Source organism: Pseudomonas sp. UW4, assembly GCF_000316175.1.
In the GTDB taxonomy this organism is placed as follows: Bacteria; Pseudomonadota; Gammaproteobacteria; order Pseudomonadales; family Pseudomonadaceae; genus Aquipseudomonas; species Aquipseudomonas laurylsulfatiphila.
Genome location: NC_019670.1, coordinates 1,676,678 through 1,688,839 on the forward strand (window position 1 = coordinate 1,676,678; position 12,162 = coordinate 1,688,839).

General features: G+C 59.0%; 8 protein-coding genes. 4 read left to right on the top strand and 4 right to left on the bottom strand.

The window, feature by feature from the left end:
- Positions 1–40 precede the first annotated feature (40 nt).
- Both PPUTUW4_RS07375 and PPUTUW4_RS07380 read left to right on the top strand, forming a co-directional pair.
- Entirely contained in the window at positions 41–526 is a 486-nt protein-coding gene (locus PPUTUW4_RS07375; protein ID WP_008002671.1) for a glutathione peroxidase, read from the top strand.
- Positions 523–984 (top strand): MarR family transcriptional regulator, encoded by a 462-nt coding sequence (locus tag PPUTUW4_RS07380; RefSeq protein ID WP_015094046.1) that lies wholly within the window; start codon positions 523–525, stop codon positions 982–984. Before PPUTUW4_RS07375 ends, PPUTUW4_RS07380 begins: the two co-directional genes overlap by 4 nt.
- On the opposite strand, the gene PPUTUW4_RS07385 is transcribed toward PPUTUW4_RS07380, so the two are convergent.
- A complete protein-coding gene (locus tag PPUTUW4_RS07385) occupies positions 968–3,289 on the bottom strand; it encodes a response regulator (protein WP_041474800.1) in 2,322 nt (773 codons plus the stop codon). The genes PPUTUW4_RS07380 and PPUTUW4_RS07385 overlap by 17 nt on opposite strands.
- A 165-nt stretch (positions 3,290–3,454) precedes the next feature.
- Here PPUTUW4_RS07385 and PPUTUW4_RS07390 point away from each other — a divergent pair, with 165 nt between their 5' ends.
- Together PPUTUW4_RS07390 and PPUTUW4_RS07395 are read left to right on the top strand one after the other, a co-directional pair.
- The gene (locus PPUTUW4_RS07390; RefSeq protein WP_015094048.1) at positions 3,455–4,345 is read left to right on the top strand and encodes an ATP-binding protein; all 891 of its coding nucleotides are present in this window, start codon (positions 3,455–3,457) and stop codon (positions 4,343–4,345) included.
- Positions 4,342–4,824: a GAF domain-containing protein gene (locus PPUTUW4_RS07395; protein WP_015094049.1), complete on the top strand. Its 483-nt coding sequence runs from the start codon at positions 4,342–4,344 to the stop codon at positions 4,822–4,824. The genes PPUTUW4_RS07390 and PPUTUW4_RS07395 overlap by 4 nt, the downstream gene beginning before the upstream one ends.
- Here the strand turns inward: PPUTUW4_RS07395 and PPUTUW4_RS07400 are convergent, their stop codons facing one another.
- The 3 genes from PPUTUW4_RS07400 to PPUTUW4_RS07410 are packed head-to-tail and all read right to left on the bottom strand — an operon-like array spanning position 4,825 to position 12,096.
- Positions 4,825–7,770 carry an HD domain-containing phosphohydrolase gene (locus tag PPUTUW4_RS07400; protein WP_015094050.1) on the bottom strand — a complete coding sequence of 982 codons (2,946 nt, stop codon included), beginning with the start codon at positions 7,768–7,770 and terminating at the stop codon, positions 4,825–4,827. It abuts the gene before it with no gap.
- Between the two features lie 49 nt (positions 7,771–7,819).
- Complete coding sequence (locus tag PPUTUW4_RS07405) at positions 7,820–11,461, bottom strand: transporter substrate-binding domain-containing protein (protein WP_041474801.1); 3,642 nt, start codon at positions 11,459–11,461, stop codon at positions 7,820–7,822.
- Positions 11,462–11,469: 8 nt separating this feature from the next.
- On the bottom strand, positions 11,470–12,096 hold the full coding sequence (locus PPUTUW4_RS07410; protein WP_007973494.1) for a response regulator transcription factor: 627 nt from the start codon (positions 12,094–12,096) through the stop codon (positions 11,470–11,472).
- Between the last annotated feature and the right edge of the window lie 66 nt (positions 12,097–12,162).

Here is a 12,162-nt window from a genome sequence, read left to right on the forward strand (position 1 = left end):
GCTATGTTTGGCTCATCTTCCCGAATCCGGAGCTTTCATCATGAGCGACAACCTGCTGAGCATCCCTTGCACAACGATCAAGGGAGAGCAAAAGACCCTGGCGGATTTCGCCGGCAAGGCCGTGCTGGTGGTCAACACGGCCAGCAAGTGCGGTTTCACTCCGCAATACAAAGGCCTGGAAGAGTTGTGGCAGACCTACAAGGACCAGGGCCTGGTGGTGCTCGGTTTTCCCTGCAACCAGTTCGGCAAGCAAGAGCCGGGCAATGAAGGGGCGATCTCCGAATTCTGCGAGCTGAACTTCGGTGTCAGCTTCCCGCTGTTCAAAAAGATCGAAGTCAACGGCGCCGGCGCACACCCTTTGTTCGTGCAGTTGAAAAAGCGCGCTCCGGGTGTGCTGGGTTCCCAGGGCATCAAGTGGAACTTCACCAAGTTCCTGATCGGCAAGGACGGGCAACTGGTCAAGCGCTTCGCCCCGGCGACCAAGCCGCAGGACCTGACCCGCGAGATTGAAGCCCTGCTCAAATGAACACCTTGTCCGTCGATTCCCTGAAGCTCGACAGCCAGCTGTGTTTCAAGCTGTACGCCGCTTCCCGTGCGGTCATTCGCGCCTACAAGCCAATGCTCGATCAGTTGGGCCTGACTTACCCTCAGTACCTGGCGATGCTGGTGCTGTGGGAGTGGCAGGAAGCCGCCCCCGAGCAACCGACCGTGAAGGCATTGGGGGAGCGTCTGGCCCTGGATTCCGGCACGCTGACACCCTTGCTCAAGCGCCTCGAACAAATGCATCTGGTGCAGCGTCAGCGTTCGGCGCGCGATGAGCGTGAAGTGCACCTGAGCCTGTCGCCAGCCGGAACGGCCTTGCGCGATCAGGTCGGGCCACTCAAGGCGCGGTTGTTGTGCGACAGCGGGGTCGACCTGAATCGTCTCAACGACTTGCGCGATGGTCTCGACCACCTGTTGGGACAGATCAGGGCGCTGTCGTAGCGGGGATCCACAAGTCCAGCAGGGCGGCCAGCTCTTCGCGCCGGAAGGGTTTGGCCAGGTAATCGCTCATACCCGCGGCACGACAGCGTTCGCGCTCCTCCGACATGGCGTTGGCCGTCAGGGCGACGATGGGCAGTTGGGGCCAGCGTCCGCTGCGGCGGATTTGCCGGCTGGCTTCATAGCCATCCATCACCGGCATGTTGCAGTCCATCAGCACCAGGTCGAACTCCCGTTGTTCGAGTTGATCCAGAGCCTCGGCACCATGAGCCGCGGTGGTGACCTCGCAGCCGAGTTTGCCGAGCATGCCCTTGGCCACCAGCTGGTTCACCGGATTATCTTCCACCAGCAGCACGCGCCCGCGGCGTAGCGGGCATTGCGTTTCGAGCCGGACATCGTTGATCGGCTGGGGTTGTGGCTGCAGGATCCGCCGCAAGCTCTGATACAGCGTATTGCGGGCCAGGGGGCGTGCCTGTTGTTGCAAAGGGGCGAGGGTGTTTACCTCTTCGCTGGGCATGAAATTGCCATAAGCGGTGATCAGCAGGATCGGCGCGCTGAGGGCAGGGCGCAAATTGAACAGGCATTCGGGGCAGTCGGTGATGAGCACGTCGGCTGCCAGGCCAAGCAGTGAGTCATCCATGGAGCGCCGTTCATAGTCCAGCCCCCAGCCAGGCAACAGGCTGTTCAACAGTTCGCCCAGCCCGCTGCTGGCGGCCGTGATGGCGACGACTTTGCCATTGAGCGCAACAGCAGGCATTGCGCGGGTATGGCTGGGTAATGGCAGATCCGCGCAGAACTGACTGCCAAAACCCGCTTCGGAGCTGATCGTCAGGCGCCCTTGCATGGCTTCGCAAAGGTTGTAGGTCAGCGCCAGGCCCAGCCCGGTGCCGCCAAATTGGCGGGTAATACCGGCTCCGGCCTGGGTGAAAGGCTGGAAGATCCTGGCCTGGGCTTCCTGAGGGATGCCGATGCCGGTGTCGCACACTTCGATTCTGACGCCGTCCCCGAACGTTGACAGGCGTACGTCGACACGACCGAAACGGGTGAACTTGAGGGCGTTGGACAGCAGGTTACTGACGATCTGCCGCACCCGGGTCGGATCGCCGAGCACCAGAGTCGGGAAATGCGGATCGATCAGGCAGGTCAGTTCGACGCTGGGGGCGGCGTTCTGCGACAACAGGTTGGCGGTGTCCTCGATCAGTGAGCCGAGGTCGAAGGGGATGTGTTCGAGTTCGAGTTGACCGGCATCGAACTTCGACAAATCGAGGATATCGTTGAGCAGTTCCACCAGTACCTTGCCCGAGTCATGGGCAATCGACAGCTGTTGCTGTTGTTCGGCATTGAGCGGTCCGTCGAGGGACAGCGCGATCATCCCGAGCAAGCCATTGAGGGGCGTGCGGATTTCATGGCTCATGTTGGCCAGGAACACCGAGCGGGCTTCGGCCATGTCGAGGGCGGTACTGCGCGCGGCTTCCAGTTCCTCGTTGGATTGGCTGAGCCTGGCATTGATTGCCTTGAGTTCGGCGGTGCGGGCCGAGACGATGTTTTCCAGTTGGCCAAGGTATTCGGTCAGGCGGTTTTCCGCGTTGCGCCGCTGCCGGATTTCGGTGGCGATGTTTTTGAATTGCTGGTTGGCAACCTTGACCAGTACACCAATCTCATCGTTGGCGTGCCCGGCAGGACACTCCAGCGACGTCGGTTCGGTGTTGCCCGGGTCGCGACCGCTGAGCTCACGGATTACCCGTACCAGGGGTTTGGTCAGCATCACATAGAAGAGCGCCAGCAGGATGCCGGACAGCAGCAGGCTGCGGGCGAAGCCATTGATCAGGGTCACTTCGGCCCGGCGCAGGAACCGGTTGCCGAAGGCGTAGGTATCGACCTTCAGCCGCAGCGTACCCAGGGATTCGTTGGGTAAATTATCCAGGTAAAGCCGGTCTTCGAACTGTCGGCTGGCACCGAACAGGAAGTCACTGAACATCCGGTAGCCGTTTTGCACCTCGGGTCGCTTGGAGTTCGCCAGCACGGTGCCGTTGTTGTCGGTCAGTTTCGCGCCGATGATCGCCGGCGAGCGCAGCAGGCCCTGGGTCAGTTCCTTGGCGAGTTCGGCGTCGATGTTGTAGGCGATTCGCGAGGCCGGGTTGTGGCTGATTTCCAGTAATGAAAGGATTTCACGATTGATGGAGGCGTCTTCACTGGCATAATCGATGCCTATTTGCAGCAGGCTGAGCAGCGTGCCCAGAATGAAACCGACCAGCACGGTAAGCCGGGCTTGCTTGAATGACAGCCGGTTGGTGAATTTGATGTCCATGGGGGGGTGAACCACTTCCGTTTCCTTTCGCTGCTCAAGCATAGTCGATCATGCCTGCCTGTTGATGTTCTCGCGAGGCCTGTACTGCGGGGGCAGCCGCTTGTGTGACGCTGTGTTTGGTCGCTGTATCACCATCATTACTGTGAACGTGCCCGAGGAGAAGTCGTGGATTCCCGATTGAATGCTTTTCTTGAACGCGCTGATGCCGTTCTGGCGCGTATCGAGCCGTTGCTGCCGGCACCCCGGCCAGCCATCGACTGGACGCAATGCCTGGCCGCGCGCTGGCAGCGTGAGTCTCGCGGCGGTTATCTGATGCCGCTGCAGGTCAGCCTCGACATGCGCCTGTCGGACCTGATCGGCGTCGACCGGCAAGTTGAGCAGCTTGGGCGCAACACCCGACAGTTCCTCGATGGCATGCCCGCCAACCACGCCTTGCTCTGGGGCTCGCGCGGCACCGGCAAGTCTTCGCTGGTGCGCGCCTTGTTGGCCGAGCACGCTCAAGTCGGTTTGCGTCTGATCGAGATTGAACGCGATCACCTGGCAGACCTGCCGCGAGTGGTCGAACAGATCGGCAAACTGCCCCAGCGTTTCGTGCTGTTTTGCGATGACCTCTCGTTCGAGTCGGGCGAGGGCGATTACCGAGTGCTCAAAAGCGTACTCGATGGCTCGCTGGAACAGGCGCCGGACAACGTCTTGCTGTACGCCACGTCGAACCGTCGCCACCTGGTGCCGGAAAAGGAAAGTGACAACGAGAACTGGAAGCGGGTCGACGGCGAACTGCATCCGAGCGAGGCGGTGGAAGACAAGATCGCGCTGTCGGACCGCTTCGGCCTGTGGCTATCGTTCTATCCGTTTACCCAGGAACACTTCCTCAACGTCGTCGAACACTGGATCGGCCAGTTGGCCGGCAAAGCCGGGCTGGCATGGCAGCGCAGCGAAGAGCTGGACATCCTGGCGGTACGCTGGGCTACCGGCAGAGGCAATCGCAATGGACGTTGCGCTTATCAATTTGCCCGTTACTGGGTCGGGCTGAAACTGTTGGAGCACAAGGCATGATCGATTTACAAAAGAGCGGCCAGGGCCTCGAAGGCTACGGCATGCTGCACGCGCAGCTTGAGTCCTTGCTGGCGGACGAGCGGGATTTCATCGCCAATGCCGCGCAGTTCTCGGCGTTTCTGTTCAATCAGATCGATGACCTGAACTGGGCCGGTTTCTACCTCAACCGCAATGAGGAACTGGTGCTGGGCCCGTTTCAGGGGCAGATCGCTTGCGTGCGGATTCCGTTCGGACGTGGTGTCTGCGGAACGGCAGCCGCTACCTTGCAGACCCAGTTGGTCGAAGATGTGCACGCGTTCCCTGGTCACATTGCCTGTGACAGCGCCTCGAACAGCGAACTGGTAGTGCCGCTGGTCAAGGACGGCCGATTGATCGGCGTGCTCGACCTCGACAGCCCGAAACTGGCGCGGTTCACTCCGCAGGACCAGGCCGGTATCGAGCAACTGGCGGCGATTTTCCTGCGTTTGACCGACTGCTGATCAAGACGCCAGGCCTGCCTTGGCCAGCAGGTCCGATGCGTCCACCGCGTCGATCTGCGCAGGGTCGAGGAAGCGCCTGGCGTACTGCAAATAGATCTGTGCCCTGATGAACAGCCCGAACAGTTCCGGGTCGATGTGGGCATCACGGCACATGAACGCCATGATGCCCAGCGCCTCGCTCAGGGTCTTGGCTTTTTTGTAAGGGCGGTCGGCGGCCGTCAGCGCTTCGAAAATATCGGCAATCGCCATCATTCGCGCCGGCAGGCTCATGTCTTCTCGCTTCAAGCGTTTCGGATAACCACTGCCGTCCATTTTTTCGTGATGCCCGCCGGCTATTTCCGCGACGCTGCGCAGGTGTCCGGGGAACGGCAGATGGTTGAGCATCAGAATCGTCTGGACGATGTGGTTATTGATGACATAACGCTCCTCGCTCGTCAGGGTGCCCCGGACAATGCTCAGGTTGTACAGCTCACCCCGATTGTATTTGTGGGGCGGAACGTCGAGTTTGAAACCCAGGGGATTGTCTTGCGGTATCACTTCGTTTTCGCTGCGTTCGAACAGGTGCTCGGGCTTGTCCGCCAGTAAGGGTTCGCTGACGGGCAGGGTGGGGGCGGGCGTTCTGGACTGGCGCCGGTTCTCTTCCCAGGACACGCCCAGCCGGTCATCCAGGGTTCGGGTCCAGGTGCGTTCAGCCACGCTGCGCAGGCGTTGCAGGTCAGCGTCGGCCATGGCTTCGCCACCCAGATTGCAACGGGCAATGAAGGCGAAATCATCATCCAGCCCGGCCAGGCTGGCATCACGCAGTTCTGCCAGCGCTTGCTCGTCACCGCCCAGGGCAATGGCCTGCCAGTAGTTGATCCAGACATCGCGCTTGAGTACCTCGAAGCGGGTGCGGATTTCGTGGATGCGATCGGTCAGGGTTTCCAGCTTCGTGGCTTTGTCGACGACGTATTCCGGCGTGGTGATCTTGCCGCAATCGTGCAGCCAGGCAGCGATGTGCAGTGCCTCCCATTCATCTTCGGTCGGCTGATAGGCGCTGAAGGCGGGTTCCTGGCTGGCTGCTGCCGCCCGGGCAAGCATCAGGGTCAGTTCCGGCACGCGCTGGCAATGGCCGCCGGTATAGGGACTTTTGGCGTCGATGGCACCGGCCAGCAGTTGAATGAAGGCGTCCAGCAGCTGTTTTTGCCGGGCCTGCAGGCGCTGGCTTTCAATACACACGGCCGCCGCGCCGGACACCGCCTGGAGAAACGCAATGCGGTCCGGTCGCAGTTTGTCCAGATCGCTGTGCTCGCCGCTGTCGGCCAATAGCAACACCAGCAGGCCCACGGTTTCGTTGTGACGATTATGCAGGCGGATTCCGATCAAATGGACTCGGGGACTTTCCAGCGCAAGCAAGACTTTCTGCAGGTCGCCCGCTTGCTCGAACCCCAGGTTACTGACGACGTTGTCGACGTTTGCCAGTTGCTGCAGCCATGGGGGGCTTTGCGGGTTTTCCAGTGAGTGTCCGCGGATGTCGAAGGATTGCAGGTTTTCGGTGGTGTCATTGATGACCAGTCCGTGGGGTTCCATGTACCCGCCATCACCTTCGCGCAGATAGATCAGGCCGGCCTGTGCCTGACCGATTTTCACGGTTTCAAACAACACGCGTTCCAGCAGCGGGGCGAAACGGGTTTCGGCGCTGAGGCTGTCAGTGATCTGGAAGAAGCTCGCCAGCGTGTCTTTCATCCGTGCCATCGACACGCTCAGTTGGTCGACTTCGAGCACCGGCGAGCGACGGGAAAGCGGAAAATTGAAATCGAAACTGCGAATCGCATCGGCTTCCTGCACCAGCGCACGCAAGGGTTTGACCAGGACTCTGGAGGTCAGCCAACCCAGCGGCACGCATAACAGCAGCGTTGCCAGGGTAATGAGCGCACCTTGCCAGCGCATTCGGTAAGCATCGACAAGCAACTCGTCTTCCGGTACCAGCAGCGCCAGTTGCAGGCCTTGGGGGCCGCCCTCCTGCATGCTGCTGCGGGCCACGATCCACTGCCGGCCGTTGGCATCCAGGCGGCTGCCTTGAGAGGGGTTGTTGAGCAGCGCACCCAGGCTGGGGCTCAGGTCCGCGGCCTTGATCAGGCGGGATGTCTGATCATCGATGATCAGCTTGCGGCTGTCGGGGTAGGCAATGGCATTGCCTTCGGCATCGAACAGCACGATTTCGGTATGGGGGGTCACGACGTGCTTGGCCAGGGTCGCGCTGAGTTCGGCCAGGGTCAGGTCGGCGGCCATGATTGCTTTGTCGCCACTGCGTCGCGCCAGCGTCGTGCCAATGTCATGGGTGGAAAAAAAGATATAGGGTTCGGTCGTGATCTGGTCATTGTCGCTACGGGCGCTGGTAAACCAGGCACGGCTGCGAGGGTCGTAGGTGTCGTTCAGGTTGTCCTGGCGGCTGACGAGTGCCAGGTCCCGGTCGAAAAACAAAGACTGGGAACGAGCCAGGCCGCTGCTGTCGTGTTCAATGCTCCAGACCTGGTAAAACGCCGTGTCCGGGGCCTTGACCAGCGCTTTGACCTGCGGAGTACGCAGCGGGCGGACCATGAAAAAGTCGCCGTTGTCGTAGCCCAGGTACAGCGACGCCAGATTGGGGTTGTCCTCGAGTGACTGGCTGAACGGTTCGAGCAGTGCCAGGCGGTGTTCCAGATCAGTGGACTGGCCCGCCGGATTGAGTGCCAGCAGGCTCAACAGGTGGCGAATGGGTTCATAGGTTGCGTGCAGGTCCAGCCGGACATCCTGCTCGATACGGTTGAAGAGTTTTTCACTGCTGGACAGTATGATCTGGGTCGTTTGCCGGTAGTTGAAAAGCCCCAGCAGCACTCCGGTCAGCAACAACAGAAAGGTGAACATCACGCTGATATGGACATGCAGTGGAAACCGGCGTGGATCCGTGCGCAGTGGGTCAGGCATTGCGGGTTTCTCCATGAGGGTCAACACCCTGCTGAGGGTCCAAGCATAGTTAAGGCTCTGTCATTGTGCCTTCGTCGTAATGCTTGATCTGACGTAGTAACGCCTCCTCCAGCTCAAGCATGGTGCGTTCCATGGATTGGCAGCATCCGGCCACTTTTTCGCGATCGAAATCCTCATGGCAGGCGGCTTCAAGCGCCTCGCAACGGTCGATCAGGGGGGAGGCTTGCACTATCCGGGCTGCGCCTTTGATTTTGTGGGCAATGTCCTGCAGCGCCTGCGTATCCCCGGAGCTGGCTAGTGTCTGCAGCGTTTGCAGATCCTGGCGGTTGCTGTTGACCAACTCGTTGAGCAATCTGCGGTTCAAAATCGGGTTGCCTCCGGTCAGCAGTTTCAACCCGTGCAGGCTGAACGCCGGGGTTGCATGGGGGGGCTCAATGTTTTCCATCCACTGGCTCAAGGCACCGAGGCTCAGGGGTTTGAACAGGCAGTCATCCATCCCGGCCTGTTTGCAGCGTTGTATTTCTTCCGGTTGGGCGTTGGCGGTGAAACCGAGCACGGTGCAGGGAGGGCGATGGTTTTGTCTTTCGTGCTGGCGAATGGCACGGGCCAGCTCGTAACCGTTCATGACCGGCATGTTGCAATCGGCGATCACCAGATCAAACGGTTGGTCTTTCCATGCCTCCAATCCCTCCTGGCCATCGGCCGCGACGGTAAATCGATGGCCTAGAAACTCCAGTTGCTGGCAGGTGAGCAAGCGATTGGCCGAATGATCGTCGACGACCAGAACATTCAATGGGGTTGTGGCGACGACAATTTGCGTCTCGGCCACCTGGGCAGATGGTTGCAGCGGTAATGTTTCCAGGTGCAGCAATACCTCCACTTGAGTGCCGACACCCGGCTCGCTGCGCAGTTGCAGACTGCCGCCCATCATCTCGCAGAGATTGCGGCTGATGACCAGCCCCAGCCCTGCGCCCCCCCTGGCCGATTGAGTGGCGTTGTCGGCCTGGGCGAAGGGCTCGAACAGTCGGTATTGATCCTGTTCGCTGATCCCGATTCCACTGTCGTGAACCTGCACCCGCATTTGCACACGATCAGGCTGCATTGCCGGGTGCAGGTCGACAATGACCCGGACCTTGCCTTGCTCGGTAAACTTGATGGCATTGCTGATCAGGTTGGACAGCACCTGCTTGAAGCGCAAAGGGTCCAGCAACACATCGAAGGTCGGGTTGGCCGAAGAAAACTCCAGCTGCAGTTCGAGTTCCTTCTGTCGGGCAAGGCCATCGAAAATCCGTACGACCGAGGCCACGAGTTCACCCGGATTGACGCGCTCCGGGCTAAGGCTCAAGCGTCCCGATTCGATTCTGGCAATGTCGAGGATGTCGCCAATCAGTTCCAGCAACCCTTTCGCCGAGTTGTACGCGACATCGATGGCCGGACGCTCCGAGTGCCGATGATCAAGACGCTTAAGTGTCAGTTCAAGCATGCCGATGATTGCATTCATCGGCGTGCGGATCTCATGGCTCATCGTTGCCAGAAACGTGCTTTTGGCCCGGTTGGCGTTATCGGCGTGTTCTTTCGCGCAACGCAGATCATCGAGCAGTTGCCGGCGTTCGCTGATGTCGATCCAGCCACCGATAATGCCTTGCACTGTCGCGCTGGAATCGCGGTAGGGAAGAATCCAGTGATAGATCGTCAGCCGCCGGCCACCAATGTGCAGTTCGCGATCGACGATCAACGGTCTGCCCTCGGTCACCACGCGCTGATAGTCAGCCTGGTACTCCCGGGCTTCGAACACATTGCTCATCGCCCCCTGCATGACGCTTTTGCCGATGACATCTTCCCGCCTGGCGCAGAACGCTTGCAGGTAACTGTCGTTGCAACTTTGCAGCAATCCCTGGCGATCACGTACGTAGATAGGATGGGGCGTGCCATTGACCAGCGATCGCATGAACTCGAACTGATCGTTCAATGCACGCTCGGCGGTCTTGCGCTGCTTGATCTGGCGTCGCATGTAGTCGTTCCACGCAATGGAAATCAGCAATAGCGCACCGGCACCAATGACGATTTGGTAGAACAGTCTTTGATAGTTGCGCCAGGTGCTTTGCGAGGACGCCGAATAGCCGCGCCAGCGACTGTTGATGATGCCCAGTTCCTCCGGCGAGATGCTCAGCAGCGCTTTGTTCAGAATGGCGTTCAGCTCTTTGGCGTCCCGTGCAGTGGCCAGCGAGAACGCTGCCTGCTCGGTGCCGATGGTGGTGCTGATTTGCAAGGTGTGTTCGAACAGCCGCGAGGAAATGAAGTAATTGGCAATGACCAGTGAGTTCACCGCGCCCTCGGCCTGACCTTCGTCGAGTAACTCTACGGCGCTGAAGGTATCTGGAGCTTCGATCAACCTGATCCGGGGAAATTCCATGCGCAGGTAATCCATGAGTGGATTGCCGCGGGCAATGGCCAGGCGTTTGTCCTGCAACTGCTCGAGGTTGGTCGGGCTGTCGGCGGCTTTGCGGGTCAGCAGGACGTAGGAGTTTTCCAGGAAGGGGCGGGTAAAGTTCAGTTGGGTTTGACGTTTGGTGCTGGGGAGCAATGCGGCGATCACATCGGCCTGGTTGTTTTTGATCTGTTTGATCATCTCGTCATCGTTTCGACTGCGCTGGATGTCAAAGCGCAAGCCGGTGCGCAGCCTGATCAGCTCAAGCAAATCCGCGCTGATCCCGCGAAAGTTGTCATTGCTATCGAAAAACGTCAGTGGCGCATAGGCTTCGTTGACGACGACGCGCACTGTCGGGTGATGTGCCAGCCAGCGTTCTTCCCGGTCAGTGAGTTGCAGCTTTTGATCGGTCAGCAGAATGTCGCTGCCGGCGCTCCAGCGTTTGGCGATGTTTTCTCGCTCACTGGAGGGAATGGCCCTGATCATCGTGTTGATGATGCCGAGCAGCTCGGGGTTGTTCCTGTTGACGGCAAAGCTGAAGCCATGGGCTTCATGTTTGCCGAAGTTGGCCATCCGGATGTTGTTCAAGTACCCCTTGTTGATCATGTAGTGAGTTGAAATCGTGTCGCCGAGAAACACATCCGCCTGATCGAAGGCAACGGCATTGATCGCATTCTGGTAGGACGGATAGGACGTGATGATCGCCTTTGGGTACAACGCCTTGACTTCCGCCAGCGGCAAATAGTGATACACCATGCTCAGGCGCAATCCGGCCAGGCCATCGGTGAGGGATCGGGTTTCCCCTTCGCGGGTCACCAATACGGGTTGGTCGACGGCATAGGGTATGGACAGGGCAATCTCGGCAATTCCAGCTTCGAATCCATTGGCGCTGCCAAGCAGATCGACATCGCCGTTCTGCAGCGCAGCGATCGCGGCCCCTCGGGATTCGAAACGCCGAACCTTGACCGGCAACCCGGTTGCTTTTTCCAGAAGGCCAGCGTAATCGGCGGTAAAGCCTTCATAGTCCTGACCACTGGTGGTCAGGTCGAAAGGGGGGTAGTCCGGGGCCGACGTGCCGAGCGTCAGTTGATTTTTGTTGTTTATCCATTGTTGCTGGGATTCATCCAGTCGAATCTCCAGCGCCCCGACCTTCGCGCGACTGAGCAGTGTGTAGAATTCATCGCCCGGTGCTCCGAACAACGAGGTGCTCACGCATAGACCTGCGGTCACTTGAATCAGATAGACCTTCAAACGGCTGGGCATCCAGGTTCTCACACGAGTGCGTTACGTTTTGCCATCTCGATCAGTTCAACCAGGGATTTGGCTTTGAGTTTCTGCATGAGTCGCTTTTTGTAGGTACTCACGGTCTTGTTGCTCAGAAACATGCCCTTGGCGATTTCCTTGTTTGTGCGACCTTGGGCAAAAAGTTGCAGGACCATCAGTTCCCGGTCGTTTACGGACTTGAACAGTTCCAATTCGATGCAGCGTGTTTCATCTCCGTGGATGGGGTTCAAGGCTTCACTCGGGAAATAGTTGTAACCTGAAAATACTGCTTTTATGGAACTCACCAGTTCACTGATGTCCTCTTGTTTGCAAACATAACCCGAGGCTCCGGATTGCATGCAACGAATACCGAAGAGTGTCGGGCATTGTGCGGTCAGTACCAGTGTTTTAGGAGGGTTACTCATTGCGTTGAACCGGGACAGCACTTCCAGTCCATCCAGTTTTGGAATGCTGATATCGAGAATGACCAGGTCCGGCATGCATTCGCGAACCATCTGCATGGCGTCGACCCCATTGTCAGTTTCGCCGACGACTTTGTAACCTTCGTGTTCCAGTAGCATTCGAACGGCAAGGCGGATAACCGGGTGATCGTCGACAATAAAAACGGAGTTCATAATCAAGTCCCATGCGAGCTCAAATAAAGCGCGCACCTTAGCTCAGATGCTTGAAGGGACGCATGA